This window comes from Providencia sp. LY12, assembly GCF_057621555.1.
Genome location: NZ_CM172594.1, coordinates 1,816,820 through 1,835,171, shown reverse-complemented (window position 1 = coordinate 1,835,171; position 18,352 = coordinate 1,816,820). Strand labels below are relative to the sequence as shown.

General features: G+C 41.3%; 14 protein-coding genes and 4 tRNA genes. 2 read left to right on the top strand and 16 right to left on the bottom strand.

Going from position 1 to position 18,352, the window contains the following annotated elements; translation table 11 throughout:
* Window positions 1–81: 81 nt before the first annotated feature.
* The 15 genes from fabV to ACY3ZI_RS08585 all read right to left on the bottom strand — a co-directional run bounded on the left by fabV (window position 82) and on the right by ACY3ZI_RS08585 (window position 14,216).
* The gene (fabV, locus tag ACY3ZI_RS08655) at window positions 82–1,281 is read right to left on the bottom strand and encodes an enoyl-ACP reductase FabV (RefSeq protein ID WP_036953705.1); all 1,200 of its coding nucleotides are present in this window, start codon (window positions 1,279–1,281) and stop codon (window positions 82–84) included.
* A 98-nt stretch (window positions 1,282–1,379) separates the two neighbouring features.
* Entirely contained in the window at window positions 1,380–1,538 is a 159-nt protein-coding gene (locus tag ACY3ZI_RS08650) for an MbeCy (protein WP_154604110.1), read from the bottom strand.
* A 243-nt stretch (window positions 1,539–1,781) separates the two neighbouring features.
* A tRNA-Leu gene (locus ACY3ZI_RS08645) sits at window positions 1,782–1,868 on the bottom strand.
* 105 nt (window positions 1,869–1,973) lie between these two features.
* Window positions 1,974–2,060 (bottom strand) — tRNA-Leu (locus tag ACY3ZI_RS08640).
* Between the two features lie 7 nt (window positions 2,061–2,067).
* Window positions 2,068–2,141 (bottom strand) — tRNA-Cys (locus ACY3ZI_RS08635).
* Window positions 2,142–2,166: 25 nt separating this feature from the next.
* Window positions 2,167–2,242 (bottom strand) — tRNA-Gly (locus ACY3ZI_RS08630).
* 164 nt (window positions 2,243–2,406) lie between these two features.
* Complete coding sequence (gene pgsA / locus ACY3ZI_RS08625; RefSeq protein ID WP_006657588.1) at window positions 2,407–2,955, bottom strand: CDP-diacylglycerol--glycerol-3-phosphate 3-phosphatidyltransferase; 549 nt, start codon at window positions 2,953–2,955, stop codon at window positions 2,407–2,409.
* A 56-nt stretch (window positions 2,956–3,011) separates the two neighbouring features.
* Window positions 3,012–4,844 carry an excinuclease ABC subunit UvrC gene (uvrC, locus tag ACY3ZI_RS08620; protein ID WP_211885286.1) on the bottom strand — a complete coding sequence of 611 codons (1,833 nt, stop codon included), beginning with the start codon at window positions 4,842–4,844 and terminating at the stop codon, window positions 3,012–3,014.
* The gene (locus ACY3ZI_RS08615) at window positions 4,811–5,497 is read right to left on the bottom strand and encodes a LuxR C-terminal-related transcriptional regulator (RefSeq protein WP_211885285.1); all 687 of its coding nucleotides are present in this window, start codon (window positions 5,495–5,497) and stop codon (window positions 4,811–4,813) included. Before ACY3ZI_RS08615 ends, uvrC begins: the two co-directional genes overlap by 34 nt.
* 229 nt (window positions 5,498–5,726) lie before the next feature.
* A complete protein-coding gene (pepT, locus tag ACY3ZI_RS08610; protein ID WP_211885284.1) occupies window positions 5,727–6,959 on the bottom strand; it encodes a peptidase T in 1,233 nt (410 codons plus the stop codon).
* Window positions 6,960–6,975: 16 nt separating this feature from the next.
* Window positions 6,976–8,529, bottom strand: a complete 1,554-nt coding sequence (locus tag ACY3ZI_RS08605) for an AbgT family transporter (RefSeq protein ID WP_211885283.1) — start codon at window positions 8,527–8,529, stop codon at window positions 6,976–6,978.
* A gap of 295 nt (window positions 8,530–8,824) precedes the next feature.
* A complete protein-coding gene (gene psiE / locus ACY3ZI_RS08600) occupies window positions 8,825–9,232 on the bottom strand; it encodes a phosphate-starvation-inducible protein PsiE (protein WP_211886385.1) in 408 nt (135 codons plus the stop codon).
* Between the two features lie 223 nt (window positions 9,233–9,455).
* Window positions 9,456–9,866: a GFA family protein gene (locus ACY3ZI_RS08595; protein WP_211885281.1), complete on the bottom strand. Its 411-nt coding sequence runs from the start codon at window positions 9,864–9,866 to the stop codon at window positions 9,456–9,458.
* A 61-nt stretch (window positions 9,867–9,927) separates the two neighbouring features.
* Entirely contained in the window at window positions 9,928–11,457 is a 1,530-nt protein-coding gene (locus tag ACY3ZI_RS08590) for a DUF3999 family protein (protein WP_487377136.1), read from the bottom strand.
* A gap of 2 nt (window positions 11,458–11,459) precedes the next feature.
* On the bottom strand, window positions 11,460–14,216 hold the full coding sequence (locus ACY3ZI_RS08585) for a DUF2339 domain-containing protein (protein WP_487377134.1): 2,757 nt from the start codon (window positions 14,214–14,216) through the stop codon (window positions 11,460–11,462).
* 508 nt (window positions 14,217–14,724) lie between these two features.
* On the opposite strand from ACY3ZI_RS08585, the gene ACY3ZI_RS08580 reads away from it, so the two are divergent.
* Entirely contained in the window at window positions 14,725–15,648 is a 924-nt protein-coding gene (locus ACY3ZI_RS08580; protein WP_036951272.1) for an AEC family transporter, read from the top strand.
* Window positions 15,649–15,822: 174 nt separating this feature from the next.
* The gene (gene glpX, locus ACY3ZI_RS08575) at window positions 15,823–16,800 is read left to right on the top strand and encodes a class II fructose-bisphosphatase (protein WP_181478713.1); all 978 of its coding nucleotides are present in this window, start codon (window positions 15,823–15,825) and stop codon (window positions 16,798–16,800) included.
* Between the two features lie 78 nt (window positions 16,801–16,878).
* Here glpX and dtpA read toward each other — a convergent pair whose 3' ends face one another.
* Complete coding sequence (gene dtpA / locus ACY3ZI_RS08570) at window positions 16,879–18,348, bottom strand: dipeptide/tripeptide permease DtpA (RefSeq protein WP_108479045.1); 1,470 nt, start codon at window positions 18,346–18,348, stop codon at window positions 16,879–16,881.
* Window positions 18,349–18,352 lie beyond the last annotated feature (4 nt).

The window sequence follows — 18,352 nt, the reverse complement described above, 5'->3', positions numbered from 1 at the left end:
TTATCCTAGAGCGAAAAAAATAAAACCCCGAGAACCGGTTTACCAGCGCTCGGGGTTTTCAGCGAAATAGATAGCTATTTATTAAACTAATTCTTTCACTTCAAAATTAGCTTCGCCGCTTAAGTCTGCTTCGTAATCAACGCCATCTAAGCCAAATCCGAATAAACGTAAGAATTCAGCTTTGTAACCTTGATAGTCAGTCAGTGCATTGATGTTGTCGTCGTTAAGCTGTTTCCAGATTTGACGACAAGTTTCTTGCACATCATCACGCAGTTCCCAGTCATCCAGGCGCAGACGGTTTTTCTCGTCAGTTTCTGGTGTTTCACCGCTGAATAATTTAGTTGCGAACAGACGTTGAATTTGCTCGATACAACCTTCATGAATGCCCTGCTCTTTCATGATTTTGAACACGATTGAGATATAAAGAGGCATTACAGGAATTGCTGAAGATGCTTGAGTGACCACAGATTTCAGTACAGCAACATGTGCGGAACCGCCTTTCTTCGCCATTTTTTCATTGATAGCATGGGCTGCGCGATCTAAATCTTCTTTCGCTTTACCTAATGTACCGTGCCAGTAGATTGGCCACGTTAAATCAGTACCGATATAGGAGTAAGCAACGGATTGAGCATTGTCAGCCAGAACACCAGCATCCGCTAATGCGTTCATCCACAATTCCCAATCTTGACCGCCCATCACTTTCACGGTGTCTTCGATTTCTTGCTCGTTGGCAGGTTCAACAACGGCTTCGATCAGCACATCTTTGTTGGTATCCAGCGCAACAGATTTGTACGGTTCACCAATTGGTTTTAATGCTGAACGTACAACTTCACCCGTTTCAGGCATTTTACGCACTGGAGAAGCCAGTGAATAAACCACTAAATCGATTTGACCTAAATCTTGTTTAATCAAGTCGATTACGGTTTGACGGCATTCATTGGAGAATGCATCACCGTTGATGCTTTTCGCATACAGACCCGCTTCTTTCGCTGCTTTGTCAAAACCAGCGGCATTGTACCAGCCTGCGGAACCTGTTTTGCTCTCACTGCCCGGTTTTTCAAAGAAAACACCGATGGTCGCTGCACCGCTGCCAAAAGCCGCATTGATGCGTGAAGCCAGACCATAACCAGTGGATGCACCAATTACCAGAACCTTTTTCGGTCCATTTTTCAGTTCACCACGAGATTTCACATAGGCAATTTGCTCACGAACATGGGCTTCGCAGCCTGCTGGATGAGCTGTAGTGCAGATAAAACCACGAATTTTAGGTTTGATAATCATAGTAATTTTTCTTGGTAGCTTACAATCGAACACTAATATACCTGATATTCATCTTATACTTAAGATGTATAGGCAAGAAACATAGTGAACAGACCAGTTTATTTAGGATTTTGACTCTTTTCGTGCTGTTCTACTTGAGAAAAAGCGAGCGCTTTCAACCAATCAGCAAGTAATGGCGTGGTTTTTATTGCATCTAACATCGCACGCTCATGCTTCGTTAAGCGGACAACCACAATTTCAGTTTTCATATTAGACATCACCCTCTCCTTTTTCTAAAACGCAGATATTGGCACAGTTCAGGGTGGGATGGGTCTGACTTACTTATTTTTACTTAGTCTTTCGGGATCTTGATAAAAATGGGAGAAAAATGACAAAAAAATTGGATTCACAAACCCCATTGAAAAGCTGATAATTATTTTTATATTCAAATGCAAAAAAGCCACCCATTGGGTGGCTTCTTCTTTTTCTAACTTACTGATTAAACTCAGTTAAGTTTTGTATGGTGCCCAGGGCGGGACTTGAACCCGCACAGCCTTACAGCCGAGGGATTTTAAATCCCTTGTGTCTACCGATTTCACCACCTGGGCCAAATTTTTTATACTGCTTTACTGCTTATCTAGTAGCTAACTTTTATTAACTAACTAGTTTAAATCTTTAAAGTAAAATGGACCGATTGGTCCATTCACTGTATATGGTGCCCAGGGCGGGACTTGAACCCGCACAGCCTTACAGCCGAGGGATTTTAAATCCCTTGTGTCTACCGATTTCACCACCTGGGCTAGAATTTGGAGGCGCGTCCCGGAGTCGAACCGAGCTACACGGATTTGCAATCCGGTGCATAACCGCTTTGCTAACGCGCCTTACACCCTAGTCTTTTTCAAGATTTGGAGCGGGAAACGAGACTCGAACTCGCGACCCCGACCTTGGCAAGGTCGTGCTCTACCAACTGAGCTATTCCCGCTTAAGCTTCACTTTTCAGTTTCTGCTCTCAAACTGGCTGATTTACTTATTTATTTTCGTAAACCACGTTGCCGTTCGATGCGTTGCATTCTACTGATTTCACCTATCGAGTCAATACAATTATTGAAATAATTGGATCGTTCGCTGTTTTTTCAATCATTTCGATCACGCTTCGCTCAAATCGCCCCACGCAGCCTTTAAATATTGGAACATTGACCAGAAAGTCAGAATTGCAGCCACATATAAAAGAGCAATAGACAGATGTTCGATCAGCGGATTTGGACGCCATAATAAGCCCACCAGCGACATCATTTGCGCGGTAGTTTTGAACTTACCAATCCAAGAGACAGCCACACTGCTACGTTTACCAATTTCTGCCATCCACTCTCTGAGTGAAGAGATAATGATTTCACGTGCAATCATGGTTGCTGCGGGTAAAGTGACATACCAAACATCGTAGCTTTCAGTCACTAAGACTAACGCTGTCGCAACCATAACCTTGTCTGCAACAGGATCGAGGAAAGCACCAAACTTGGTCGTTTGCTTCCATAGACGCGCTAAAAATCCGTCGAACCAATCCGTCACAGCGGCGATCACAAAAATCAGCGCACAAGCAAAAGGTCCCCAACTGACAGGAAGATAAAACGCTAATACAAAAAACGGTATCAGGATGACACGGAATAAGGTCAACCACGTTGGTATATTTAATTTCATCGCGCTCACTAACTCTTTGTCCAAGACGGATACCTTAGTATGTTGCCCTAAGATATCTACTGTTTCAATGCATTATAAATCTTTTCTGCCAGCGCGTATGAGATCGAGGGCACTTTTGCGATCTCTTCTATGCTCGCATTACGCAAAGGTTGTAATCCTCCCATGTACTTCAATAACATTTGGCGACGTTTTGGCCCTACGCCTTCGATAGATTCAAGCGCACTGGTATTTTTCACTTTCGCGCGGCGCTGGCGATGCCCCGTAATCGCATGGTTATGCGACTCATCACGAATATGCTGGATCACATGTAATGCTGGCGAATCAGGCGGAAGCGCAAAACCTTCACCTTCGGGTTTTAAAAACAGCGTTTCCAACCCTGCTTTACGATCGCTACCTTTAGCAACCCCAATTAATAAAGGATGGTTTTTATCCCAATCTACTTCAAGGGAATCAAAGACATCCCGCGCTTGACCCAGTTGCCCTTTACCACCATCAATAAAGATAATATCGGGAACTTTGCTCTCATCCAGATGTTTACCATAACGGCGAGTCAGCACTTGGTGCATCGCCGCATAGTCATCCCCAGGTGTGATCCCCGTAATATTGTATCGACGATACTCTGATTTCACAGGACCCGTTTTATCAAACACCACGCAAGAAGCTACAGTTTGCTCCCCCATCGTGTGGGAAATATCGAAACACTCCATGCGCGAAATATTTTCTATATTCACGACTTTTGACAGCGCAGCCATGCGTTGTTGAATCGTCGATTGCTGCGCTAGCTTGGTAGATAGCGCAATGGATGCATTAGTTCGAGCCAGTTTTAAATAACGAGCACGGGTGCCTCGTGGCTGGCTTTGAATATTAATTTTACGACCAGCAATACCAGACAACGATTCCGCCAGTAACTCTTTTTCCGTCAATGGGAAATCAATTAATATTTCCCCTGGCAATGTACGGTTTTCACTGCCTTGTAAGTAGAACTGCCCTAAGAAGGTTTGCACTACTTCTTCTAATAAAGTCCCCGCCGGAATTTTTGGATAATAACTGCGACTACCCAAAACCTTTCCTTGGCGAATAAATAGAACATGAACACAAGCCAAACCGGAATCGAATGCGACCCCGATAACATCAAGGTCATCATCACCGCCCGACACATATTGCTCTTCTGTTACCGCGCGCACGGCTTGAATTTGGTCACGAAAACGCGCGGCATCCTCAAAACGGAGCTCTTGGCTAGCTTTTTCCATGCGCTCGACTAACCCAGTTAAGACTTGCTTGTCCTTCCCCGTTAAGAACAGACGGACATAGTTGACTTGCTGATCATACTCTTCGTCCGTCACTAAACCTTTCACGCATGGCCCTAAACAGCGACCAATTTGATACTGTAAACAAGGTCTTGAACGGTTTCTATAAACGCTATCTTCACACTGGCGAATGGGAAACAGCTTTTGCATAACCGCTAAGGTTTCACGTACCGCATAAGAACTTGGGAATGGGCCGAAATATTCACCTTTCCCATGTTTCGCACCTCGGTGGCTTGAAATTCTAGGATGTGTTTCGCTACTCAGAAAAATATAAGGATAAGATTTATCATCTCGTAGCAAGACGTTATAACGAGGCTGATACAGCTTTATATAGTTATGTTCCAGCAGTAGCGCCTCAGTTTCGGTATGGGTTACCGTCACATCAATAGAGGCGATATGCTTGACGAGTTGCTCTGTTTTGCGGCTACCGACATTCTCACGGAAATAGCTCGATAACCTTTTTTTCAGATCTTTCGCTTTCCCAACATAAATCACGGTTCCCCCAGCGTCGTACATACGATAAACGCCGGGTTGGTTTGTGACTGTTTTTAAGAAAACTTTTGGATCAAACTGTTGTTCCACCCTGATGAACCCTGTTTTGCGGTAATTAAACCATAACCGATTGCTATATGTGTTAATTCTACATCACTACTGATATTAAGTTTACCAAACATTCGATATCGATAGGTATTTACCGTTTTAGGGCTTAAAGATAATGACTCCGCAATATGCTTAACCGGAAGCCCTCTTGTGATCATGAGCATAATTTCCAGCTCTCTTGCAGAAAGCAATTCATATATATCTAGCTGTTCACGTTGATTTAATCTTTGTAAAGCCAGTTGTTGAGCAATATCAGGAGAGATAATTCGTTGACGCGCATTCACGATTTGCAAGGCTTCAATTAGCTCTTCTTCTGCAATACTAGCGCTCAGTATGCCAAAAATACCAATATCCAACGCTTTCACAACAAACATATCATTATGACGCACATTGAAGATAATGAGCCCTACATCAGGTTGAGTACGACGGATTGTCGTGAAGGTTTTCAATGAATCGAAATGGCAATGTTCCCGATTAATCAAAATAATATTTGCTTTATTTTGCCGGTTCCACGTGATCACCGGATCTAAAGAAGGAAACGTTGCGACAACTTTATAGCGAGTATTTCGAATGAGTATCGCTTCAATACCTCGAATCGAAATATTACTATCATCAATAATTATTATATTAATCAAATACCTCTCCTATTACTTGCAGCCATAATGGGAGGATAATAAATGAAAAAATTAATAAGTCATATCTTCTTTTTAAATCAATATTTAAAACTATTATTCTAGTTATAATCCATTAATTAACATTTAAAACTTGAATGAGTTTCTTTCAAAAAAATAGCCGCTAAATAATTAGCAGCTATCGGTTTTAATATTCTGACTTTTAACGAGCTAAAGCTAAATCCAGTATGAACTACTTTTGCCCAACAAGGCGGCAAATAGTTTCAGACACTAAATAGCTCTTCTCGAATGAAGTTATTGGTAAAAACTCAAAGCGAGAATGGAAGTTATGCGCACCCGTAAAATAGTTTGGTGTCACAATTCCGCGAGCAGACAGCGCTGAACCGTCAGTGCCTCCACGCATTGGAATGATATTTGGCTCGATATTATGAATTTTTAACGCTTCGAGAATAATATCTACCGCTGTACGATCTTCACCGATTGAATCGCTGATATTGCTATACACATCATCAATTTTGAATTCCACTTTCGCTCGTGGATGACGAGTACGAATCAGTTCAATACTTTCAGCAATGAAACGCTTACGAGCTTCAAAACTTGGGCGGTCAAAATCACGGATCGCCATTTTGATTTTTGCTTCATTCGGGTTTGCCGCTAAATCTGTGATATAGAAGTAACCTTCACGGTGCTCAGTGTGTTCCGGCGTATCGAAACGATCGAAACAACCAATAAAATCATGTGCCACACGAATTGGGTTTAACAATACGTTTTTCGCTGACATTGGATGAGCGGTGATCCCTTTAATTTCCACTTCAATAGAAGCCGCATTAAAGGTTTCAAAAACCACCTCTCCGAGCGCACAGCAATCGATGGTATAAGCAAAATCCACTTTGAAACGAGAAAGATCCATGATTTTGGAGCCACGAAGACCAATTTCTTCATCTGGCACAAACGCCACATAGATATCGCCGCAATCAAAATCTGCGTTTTGCAGTTTATCCATCAGCTCCATGACAACGGTAATGGCCGCTTTATCATCCGCGCCCAGAACACTGGTGCCGTCACTGAAAATAATTTCATCGCCCACATAAGCGGCGGCTTCCGGGTGTTCCGCGGTTTTAAACCACACATCTTCCTGCGCATTCAAGCATAAATCCGCACCTTCATACTTCAAAGTTTGCGGCTTGATCACCGGAGATAAACCGACATCAACAGTATCTAAGTGAGCCACAAAACCAATTTTAGGGGCATTGGGTTTATTACCTGGGCGCATTCCATATAAAATGGCATGTTCATCAACATACACATCTTTCAAGCCGTAGCTCTCTAATTCTTTCGCCAGAAGATTTGCCAGTTCACGCTGGCCTTCTGTGCTTGGTACAACAGAGCTTGCCGCATCACTTTGGCTTTCAATGGCCACATAGCGATAAAAACGTTCTTCTAATTTTTTACCTAATTCTTTCATTTCACATACCTTTTACTTATTGCACAGGCTGCCATGTATAACCACTGTCAAAACCAATTGGAATATCGAATGCCCAGAACAGATACAGTGTCGCTGTTAAGGTAATTAATAAACCGATGGTGAACGGGATCATCATAGAACATAAGGTTCCGATACCTGCATTTTTATAATATTTCTGGCAATACATTAAAATTAGTGGATAGAACGGGAACATTGGCGTACTCACGTTCATCGCAGAATCACTCACACGGAAGGCAGCTTGGGTTAATTCTGGCGAAATTCCGACTGCCATTAACATTGGCACTAAAACTGGCGCCATAATCGCCCATTTTGAAGTCGCTGACGTGATCATGATATTTAACACGGCGGTTAATAAAATCACCCCAAATACCGTCATTCCAGATGGCATATCTAAAGTTCGCAGTAATTCCGCACCCGATAAGGCTAATAATGTCCCTAAGTTAGAGTGTTGGAACGAATACAGAAATTGCGCTGCAAAGAAAGCAAACACAATAAATGGGATCAGTGACTTGGTAATATTTTCCATCGCCTTAACCACATCTTTGGTCGAGGTGAAAGATTTAGTCATATAGCCATACACTATGCCCGGCAGTGCAAAGAAGATGAACAATAATGGCACAACAATTTGCATAATTGGTGCTTTCGGGCTAGTTAAGCTGCCATCTGGGCCTCTTAGTGGTGAATTTTCAGGCCATAACAGCGCAAATAACCCCACGCCTAATGCAATCACCATTAATCCCGCAACACGGAATGCGCGGTGCTCTTGCGGTGTGATTTTACCTAAATCTTGCTCAGCATCAGTATCAACGTCAGATTTGGTGATTGGAGCGTTTTTATTTAACCACGGCTCTACGATCTTTTCGGTGATAAACCAGCAAGTAAAAATAACGCCGAAGGTTCCGCCCAAGCTAAAGAAATAGTTACACAGTACATTTACACTGTAGCCTGGCGCTAACATTTGCGCGGCATCTTGCGTAAAGCTCTGCATAATCGGGTCAATAATCGATGGCGTATAACTTGCCGTGAATCCCCCTGCTAAACCAGCGAATGCCGCTGCAATTCCCGCTAAAGGATGGCGACCACTGGCATAGAACATCATTGCTGCGACTGGCATCAAAATAACGTAGGCTGAATCAGAAGCAACGTGAGAGACAATCCCGACGAAAACAACTGTTGGAGTCAACATTTTAGGTGAAATAAAAGAAAGCATTTTTTTCAGCGCGGTATTAATAAAGCCGCTGCTTTCTGCAATCCCAATACCTAAGGTTGCAACAATTGTTATTCCGAGAGGAGGGAAATTAATAAAATTTTTAACCGCTGATGTCACAAATAATATGATTTCTTCATACTGAAACATATTAATAACGGAAATTTTTTCTTTAGAAATAGGATGGTGATAACTGAAATCTACAAATGAGAGTAGATAGGATAAAAACCAACATATTACTAGGGCGTAAACAAATAGCATTGTCACATCTGGCATAACGTTACCGATGCGCTCAACACGATTTAAAAAACCCTTTTTCTGGGGGAGTGTTTTAGTTGTCATAGTTGCAAGTTACTTATGTTATTAGAATAGAAACTTTATCACAGTAAATAACCCATTTAGAAAAGTAAAACACTTTCTTGCTTTATTTTAATAGAATAAAAATCAACTAATCTCTCTAGTTAATAATGCTTATATTATTAGTTTTATTCGAAATTCAACTGCCTGAAATTTTATTTTAGCTTATGCTTACTCTCGCTTTATATTGCTTAAGTCATTTTTTTATTTATTTAACCTCACGCTAAAGGAAATGATTATTATTCCCCATAGCGTAATTGATAAATTAATCTAAAGATTATTATTCTCGTTTTAGTTTTTCTGTATTAGCAATATAAAGCGCAATAACTAAAACTAAAATAGCGCCAGCATGCAGCAGCGTAGTCATCGGATCACTGTGGTCAACAATAATCAGACGGATAATTGCCGTGATACCAATGTAGATAAAATAGCGTAATGGGAAATGATAACCTGACATAAAGTACTTTATAATCAAAGCAATAAACTCAAAGTATAGAAAGTAAATGACAATTCCTTCTAAAAGCTCATACGCTTTAGCCTCTTGGTTTCCTCCAAACATTAACGATGCCATCGTAAATGTTTCTTTTGCTAAAAAGAAAACTAACACCGCAGCAAGCACAATTAAACCTGCGTTAAGAACCCATTGTAATACCCAAGCGATATTACTAGCGTGGCGCATTCCTTTCATATTATTCATTAATCATTCCTCAGGTTACTCTCTCTACGTTTAAAATAGATAATTTATCCTTTTCTATTTACCTTAGATTAAGCATAACCTTTCAACATTATGTAAAAAAACAAAATAGAATGGCTTAATTATAATTGAAATTTCTGACGCTGACATTACAAATGAATGTTTAGATTACCTTAAGATAAATAGCAGACAATAATGCCTGCTATAAGATTGGAGTTTAGGATTTGTTGGCGAACAAGTTTAATATATCTTGCTCAGTTAGCATTGGCGTCTTTTCAACAAAATTATAATAGCTAGGCTTACAATCAATATAAATTTGTGTTCCCATTTTAGCATTTTTGCTTTCTTCAAATAGCGGGGCAGAAAGGTAATACGTTGACGGCGAATGCAAGTGATAAAATAGATGTGTACCACACTGCTTACAAAAAGCCCTTTCTGCCCATTCCGATGAAGCGAAACGAGTAATAAACTCTCTGCCTTCAATGTCAGGTTCGCCTTCATAGCCGATGGTCATTCCAGGACCACCATTCCATTTTAGGCACATGCCACAATGGCAAACATGAACGGTATCGATAGGCTGATTGATAGTCAGTTTAACTGACCCACATAAGCATTGTCCTTTAGGCATGACCCTATCCTCTATTGATGCAATTAGATTCAAAAAAGGGAACCTTAGGTTCCCTTTTTAATTAAAGATCGTCTGGATTGGATTTATTTGATGACCCAACCTCTTTAAAAAGATACCAACAAAAATAAAGCAGCGCGAAAATACCTACAACAAGTAACAGCCATAGTGCGATAGTCATCCAATGTAAACCTTCTTCCACAGGCTTATCTTGAGTTCTTTTCTCCACTCCACCTAACTCCAATACCTTACCTGTTGTTGTGATTTCAGGGAAATCATCCATCACGTTTTCAACGCTTTCATTTTTACCAATAAGTTGAGTGTAGTTAACATTATCTAAGGTGGCTTGTTTATTTCCCCACACAAGCAAATAAGGCGAAGCACCTTGTATATTCACAATTAGATTCACAGCATCACGCAACCCATAAATCGTAGGTGGCAGCTCATCCCAACTGCCTTTTAATGCAGTTATTCTGAGGCCCTTAATTTGCTTATCGTGAATAATTAAATTCGGATTGCTCGCTTTATCACCATCATTAATTTGGTTGAAAACCATCACATTCGCCAACAGTTTCCATTCCTCATCACTATTGGCAATATATTCTACTTTCAGCGGTACCACGCGATTTGATTGTTGTAGTTTAATGCTGATTTCATTCAATGGTTGCGGCGTTGGCAAACGATAAATCACTTGTTCTCGAGTGATACCATCGTTTGTCACTTCAAAGAGGAAAGATTCCTGACGATGGAAAGAGTTCATCACATACTGCAATCCCGTCACAGATTGAAGAAGTGGAATTTCATGCTCTGGAGCGCTGACCGTCACTAACATTAGATATGGTGCAATCGGCCCAGTACTTTCCCCTTTTAATAATTCAATCGTATTACTCGCCACAACACCTGAGTCTAATTTCAGGCTCATGACAGGCTGATTCGATGCAATATTTACCCAATTTTTCTTATCGGTACTGTAATAAACAAAAACCTTGGCTTGCCAGTCCTGATTGTTCTGATCCCAACCTAAATTTAAAGTCGATAAAACACCGTTGTCTTTGAATTGATCACGCGTCAGCAAATAGGCTTGATACTTAGTTTTATCTTTTCGTTGTAAATTCGGCAATTCAAGACGGGTTGTTTTTCCTGGCTCAGCTTCCACCAGTATATATTGGCTATCAAATTGATCATCGTCGTTAGGATTCACATTATCTGCACGAGTGACTAAACGTTGAAAATTAAATTTAACATTGGTCGTCGCAACAGATTTATTGGTATCAAAAAATAACGCTGTTGGAATTTCATTTCCTGTACCATTAAAAACACGAATATCTTGCAGAGTATCTGGATACGCAGATCCCATATAGGCAGCTGCGGGCAGCTCTAACCAATAGAACGGACTGTTCCTATCTGGTGTGGCCAGTTCTTTTCCTTGATAAAAATCGTAAGGACTTGCTTGCTTAGAATCATTAGCTCTAGAGTCATTGGTTTTAGAATCGCTAGCATAGCTTCCAAATGATAATAGGCATATTGAGGAAAAAAGAGCGCCCCATGCACATAATGTTGTTAGGTTTTTCACGGCTATTTTCATGCAGTTCATCGCTATTTATCCTGTACCTCAATGTCCGTTTTATGCTTTGGTGGTAATGGGGAAAAATAACCCACAACCAAGATCAACACCGCCACGGCAATAAAGGAGACCGCACGGGAAATGCCATCCTGCCCATACACATCAATAAGAAATAGTTTTACAATCACGCAAGCAAAAATCGCTGCACCACCAATCCACCATGTTCGACTTTTCTTCACGGCTGCAATCACCATGCAGAATAGTGCGGCTATCGCCCAGCTAATGGAAAGAACCGTTTGAACGAGACGCGAATCAAATAAGATATTCTCATTCCAAGGAATATCCGCAAAATCAGCCGTCGCACGAAGAATGATACCGTTATACCAAAAGATAGCTAATCCAATGATTACCACCATCAGACCTTTCACTACCCCAATTTCAATAGGCGTTATTTTTCTTAACTTCGCGATAAAACCTTTGCGCATCAATAACAGTGCTGCAATGCTAAACAGCCCCGCTTCATCTAACGGGTTAACTAATGGGACGTAACTCCAAAACGTGAGCTTGCCATCTTCAAAGTTTGACCAACATGAAAGCACCACCAATACAGCCATAAGTGGTAATAAACTATACCAATACAGCAAACCTTTACGGCGCATTGGTACAAATTTGTTATGTTGTAACCAGTAAAGGATTAATACCACTAAGGTTATCGACATAATGTAAATGAAGTAACCCAGTTCGTGCATTCCCCACGGAAGGTTAGCCACAAACCAGTTAACTTGCGTCGCACCAAACCCAATAATTAACCATAGGTTGGCAACGTGCATTCCTCGTCGAATATACAAGTTTTGGGTACGATAAGCGTGCATTACATACAGAACTGAACTGCCCAAGATCACAGGCCAAATCAGCGAACCTTCACCACGCCCCATCGGATTTTCTGCATTAATAAAATCTAATGTTAAATAGTAATAAGCCACTGCCCATAATAAGAACTGGCATAAAACTAATGGTATCCAATTGATTTTTTGACCACCAAGTCGCCAGCACCACGCGGAGATCAGCACCACTGCCAAAATAATTAAGCTTTCCGTTTCACTGTTCCATGACAGCATATCGGTAAATTCAGGCACCCAAGCGAACCAGACTAATAACCCGAGGATCAAAAATGCATAACTAAGCGCGGTAAAATAGCTCGCCTCTTTCTGGCGCACATGAAATAACCCGCCCGCAAAGAAGCAAGCGGCTATCAGGCTTGGTAGCATGTAAATAACGTTATCGCTCCAATAATAATATGGATAATCACTTAATATTATTAAAGCACTAACAGCAATGAGCAATGACGAGAGCAACGCTAATTTTTTATGCCCTTGATTGAGGGCAAACCACAACATGGCGAAGCCTTGTAATGACCAAACAATCGTCGTCCATTCAAATGACAAGGCGAGCGGTACCGCCAATGTGACGAAGCTAGCCCCAATAATGATATTGCCTAGAGCCATATTCTTACCAGCGGCATTAAAGCGTTTATGAAGCTGTAAGCTGGCAATGAGATACAGTAAGCCAATAAGTAGAGAAATAAATGCTGGCAATAATCCGATGCCATCCGAAATAGCAAATTGCAAGGAAATACTCATTAATGGAGGGAAAAATAATAGCGTATTATCGACAACGAGCTGTTTATTATGTTCGAAACGTAAGGCGAATAACTGAGTTAATGCATTGAATACAATCAAGTTAGCAATAATAAATAGCTGACATGATAGATAATAATCATAATGATAATTGTCCATTCCCCATAATATTGCCACGCCATAGGTCATAAACATGCCGACTAAATTTAACGGACGCCATGCTTGCCAGAAGCTGATAACTAAAATTCCTATCGACAACATTAAGTAATAGGAGAATAAAACGATATGGCTACCGCCCCCTGTGGACAGTAATATTGGCGCTAAATAACCGCCTAAAGACGCTAAAATTGCTAAGCTAATCGTACGCTGTAATAATGCCAACCCGATACTTGCACAACAGATGATTAGCATCGCCACAAATGCGAACCCATAAGGGATCATGGTGTATAACTTGAAAGCGGCAAAAACAGTAATGTATAAGCAGCCGATAGCGCCGCCTTGTAATATCAGACCAAATAACGCCTTTTTCGTGCGTAGCCACCAACCTATACCCAATAAAACTAAACAACCCGCAGCACTGAAGACAAGCCTCAGTTCAGGTGAAATAATCTCATTTTGTACGCTGTAATTCAGTAAGTAAGCAACACCTAAAAATAATAATAAAATTCCTATCTTCGCTAGCGGATTACCTGTCACTAACCACGTGAAGAAATGTGCAAAAATGGATTTATCTTCTGCTTTATTCTGAGATGATGCAGGCTGGCTTGGCTTTGGCTTATCAAAACGATTTGGATTAATTGCTATCGGGTTTACTGCATTAGCTTGTTTGTCACTGGAAACCGCCATCGGTTGCGGCAGAATTTGAGGTGCTTGGGGTTGAGGATCTTGAGCTGCAATTTTAAGTGTATCTACTTGATACTCATTATGTTGGATATCAACTCGATGGGATACTGGGTTTTCTTCATCAATAGCATGAGCAGGTTGAAGACCATTATCACGGGCTATTTTGACCTCTAGAGAGGCAACCTTTTGGTTTAGCTGGTTAATTTGGTATTGCATTCGACCAGTGCGATTAATCGCAATGATAGCCAGCACAGGGGCAACTATCACACACGCAATTAAAATGAGCCCTAGGAGTATCCATGTATCCACAAATAGGTTTCCTTCTTTAATCCAATGCCAGTAACCCAAGATTAGTTAACAGGATCTTAGAATACACAGTATCAATCGACATTATTCAATAATCATCCTAGTTTAGAGACGAATAACTAAATTGCCAACAGTGGGTAACAAACTGTTACAAAATAACTCTTTTTAAGAGTATTCACGAATTAATCTATTCTATCATCTTATTATTTAACCATCATAAAATGATAGTACATTTTTAATATTTTTTATTCCCTAAAAACACATTTTCAAATAATTTTTCCTAGCTAATGAATTTCCTATTACTTTATTAACAACTTATTAATTTCAATAATCCATTTTTGATACTTTCTATTTATTAGAGAAAATATGCAGATAATAGGTGTTTTTTCGTGTGATTATGTTATTAATTTATAGACAAATTCACCAATAAGTTATTTAACAAATAACGACTGTCTTTTATCGATATATTTAAAAAAATATGTATTGTCCTAAATAACGCAAAGGAATACCTATGTTATTACATATAATACTTGAGGCCCTAAGTCCCATCGTACTCGGTCTTGCCGTAGGGTGGTTATCGGGTAAATATGGCTTCGTGAAACGGGAATATTCGCAAGCGTTTGCTGACTTTGTTGTCAAAATCGCCTTACCATTTGCATTATTCCTTGCTGCCGTTCAAGCTCCTCCTTCAGTTTTACTGAATGTTGATTACTTGATAGCACTCGCAGTCGGGTTAATTGCATCCTATGTCATTGGTTTTGTGGTCGGTAAAGTATTTTTCCGCCACAATAAAACCGATGCTGCGATGCAAGCATTGTCTGTTTCATTCCCGGATATGGCGTACTGTGGACCACCGGTTTTACTGGCAACTGTCGGTTCATCCGGCTTAATTGCCATGGTTCTCGGTAACTTAATTTATACCGTCATCATCATTCCATTTACCTTATTGATGATCAGTGGATCAGCGAATGGCAACGGTATTCTGAAGTCTGTCGGTAAAGCCGTTATTCAACCATTAGTTTTCCTGCCTGTTTTAGGGGCAATTCTGGCAATATGTGGCGTAAAATTACCTGAAATTTTACAAAACTCAGTCAATGAACTTGGGAAAACGGCAGGTGGTGTGGCCCTCTTCTTCCTCGGTTTATTGCTTTCAGGTATTAAACTCACAATCAATAAAGAAATTATCTTTAACGTTTTTGTGAAAAACTTTGTACAGGCGGCGCTTATTCTTGGAACCGGCCTCGCATTAGGATTACAAAGTGATTTATTAAAAGCGGCATTTATTATTGGTGTGTTACCGACAGCAACAGCTGTACCAGCGTTAGCTATCAGTAATAAAGCCTATACTGAAACCTCTGCGGGAACCGTATTACTCAGTACCATTGCGGCATTGATTTCAATTATTGGCGGGATCACCATCGTAGAAATGCTGTAATGCGTCTTTGATATATCAAATGGCGGAGTTCGCTCCGCCCTTCCATCCGCTTAACTCCCCTCTCTGACCTCAATAAAACGCCGTTTTATTCGCCAAAAAATTACCAAGTTGATCACAAAAAACGTATCATAGGCGCGATAATTTTTTAGTCCTAGGAATCACACCAAAATGAAAATTAGCGATGAACTCGCGTCTGCTATCGCATCAGTGACGGAAGTTGCCGCCATTGCCGCGTTTGAATGGGTAGGGAAACAAGATAAGAATGCGGCGGATAACGCTGCGGTTGAAGCCATGCGAAATCGACTTAATGAGATTGATTTTCATGGAAAAATCGTAATTGGCGAAGGGGAAATTGACGAAGCCCCAATGCTGTATATTGGTGAACAAGTCGGCAAGCAATCTAGCGAACATCATTTAGATATCGCGGTTGACCCCATTGATGGCACCCGTATGGTGGCATGTAATGAGCACAATGCGATTGCCGTTTTGGCGGCAGCCCCAACAGGAACATTACTGCAAGCCCCCGATATGTATATGGAGAAAATGGTCGTCGGCGCAGCAGCAAAAGATGCCGTTCACCTAAAAAATCCATTAGAGAAGAACCTCGAGTTTCTCTCTGCGGCATTGGATAAGCCAATTTCCATGCTCAACATTGCCATTCTCGATAAACCTCGCCACCAGCACATTATTAAAACCATCCGTAATTTTGGCGCTAATGTCATCACTATCCCTGATGGCGATGTTCTGGCATCACTACTGACAATCTTACCTGAGCACCCTATTGATATGATGTATGGTATCGGCGGTGCACCAGAAGGCATTATTAGTGCAGCCATTGCCCGCGCATTAGGTGGCGACATGCAAGCACGCCTTGTTCCACGTAACAAAGCCAAAGAAGACACCGAACAAAATAAACTGTTAGCGGCGCAAGAAGCCATTCGTTGCCAACAGATGGGCATCGAAATTGGGGAAATTTTAACGTTGGATATGATGGTGAATACGTCCGATGTGATTTTCTCGGCGACGGCTATCACCCCAACAGTACTGATGAATGGTATCTCGAATGATCTGCATAGCCGCAGCGCGAGCACCATTTTAGTCAACGGCAATAACCGTTCGATGAAGTTAATTAGCAATCGCTATTTTAAATAACGGATGCTTTGAATCATCATTCATTAAAAAAGGGCGATATTTCTATCGCCCTTTTCATTTTATAATTTACCGAACAAATTAATGCTGTTCTTGCGTCATACGGTTTAATAATGGCGCGGTGAATACCATCACAATAGCAATTGCACCCGTTACCAGACCAATCTTCATAAAGACATCACTGTAGACAGCCAGAGATTCAACTTTACTGGTGATTTCGCCTTGAGGTGCTGCCGCCATAGAAGCAACATAACCCGCGATAAATGCCGCAGCAGAGTTAGTTAAGAACCATGCGCCCATGATAAAGCCCATCAGACGTTGTGGAACTAACTGTGCCACCATCGCCAGACCCAGACCTGAAATCATCAGCTCACCGATACTTTGGAAACCGTAGCAGATAACTAACCATTGAACAGAAACAATACCCGCTTCGTTCGCAAATTTTGCCCCTAATGGCAGTACTAAGAACGCCGCTGAACACAGTAACATCCCGATAGCGAATTTATGTGGCATCGGTAAGTTATCGCCCATTTTGTTATAGATTGCCGCCAAAATTGGGCTACCAATCATAATCCATAATGGGTTTAAGGCTTGATACTGAGCAGGCTCAATCGCAAAACCGAAAACTTCGTGCTCTACGTTATGCAGTGCGAAGAAGTTCAGTGAGGTTGGCATTTGGCTATACAGTACGAAGAAAACAATTGCTTCGAGCATCAGGATCAATGCGACCACCATACGGCGACGAGCAATACCTTTAAGTGCCATCATCTCTTTGATAAAGATAACTAAAATACCCAGAGAAATCACCGCCAGTGCCGCACGTGCAATACCTAAGTTGTGCAGTAACCAGTTTGAAATCGCAATCAGTGCAACCACACCGACGATAGTCATCAGTAATTTGGAGATAACAACAGGTGCAAAGTCCGGTTTTGAACCGTGGTCTGCGACCCATTTTTTGCACATGTAGAAGTTAATTAAGGTGATGATCAGACCCACTACGCTGAGGGAGAATGCGACATCCCAGCCGTAATGTTTGGCTAACCATGGCGTTGCCAGCATTGAGAAGAATGAACCAATGTTAACGGACATATAGTACATGGTGAATGCACCGTCCAAACGTGGGTCATTTTTGTCATAACAGGTGGATAATAATGATGATGGGTTCGCTTTAAACAGACCGTTACCTACCGCAATGGTAGCTAGGCCGAGATAAACCATCGACACATCATGCCCAGAGTAGGCAACGAAGGCATAACCGACAATCAGTACTACCGTTCCAAGAACAATCGCACGCTTAGTCCCTAAAACTTTATCCCCTAACCAACCACCAATGGCAACGAAGCCATAAACCAGTGCAGAGAATGCTGCGAACAGCGTGATAGATTCCGCTTCCGACATGCCAAGCACTTGGCTGAGATAAATTGGGAGGATCCCCTGAAGACCGTAGTAACCAAAACGTTCCCAGAGTTCGATAGAAAAGATGAGATAGAATGAACGAGGTTGCTTAAACGCGTTAAGACTGACTTCCTCTTTGTTATTTGTTGTGGACACAAGT

What these genes read in the sequence shown, in the direction of transcription:
- ACY3ZI_RS08595 (WP_211885281.1), bottom strand. Translation starts at nt 9,866, where the DNA reads ATGCCTAAAGGACAATGCTTATGTGGGTCAGTTAAACTGACTATCAAT.
- ACY3ZI_RS08580 (WP_036951272.1), top strand. Translation starts at nt 14,725, where the DNA reads ATGTTATTACATATAATACTTGAGGCCCTAAGTCCCATCGTACTCGGT.
- ACY3ZI_RS08605 (WP_211885283.1), bottom strand. Translation starts at nt 8,529, where the DNA reads ATGACAACTAAAACACTCCCCCAGAAAAAGGGTTTTTTAAATCGTGTT.
- ACY3ZI_RS08650 (WP_154604110.1), bottom strand. Translation starts at nt 1,538, where the DNA reads ATGTCTAATATGAAAACTGAAATTGTGGTTGTCCGCTTAACGAAGCAT.
- psiE (WP_211886385.1), bottom strand. Translation starts at nt 9,232, where the DNA reads ATGAAAGGAATGCGCCACGCTAGTAATATCGCTTGGGTATTACAATGG.
- pgsA (WP_006657588.1), bottom strand. Translation starts at nt 2,955, where the DNA reads ATGAAATTAAATATACCAACGTGGTTGACCTTATTCCGTGTCATCCTG.
- ACY3ZI_RS08590 (WP_487377136.1), bottom strand. Translation starts at nt 11,457, where the DNA reads ATGAACTGCATGAAAATAGCCGTGAAAAACCTAACAACATTATGTGCA.
- pepT (WP_211885284.1), bottom strand. Translation starts at nt 6,959, where the DNA reads ATGAAAGAATTAGGTAAAAAATTAGAAGAACGTTTTTATCGCTATGTG.
- fabV (WP_036953705.1), bottom strand. Translation starts at nt 1,281, where the DNA reads ATGATTATCAAACCTAAAATTCGTGGTTTTATCTGCACTACAGCTCAT.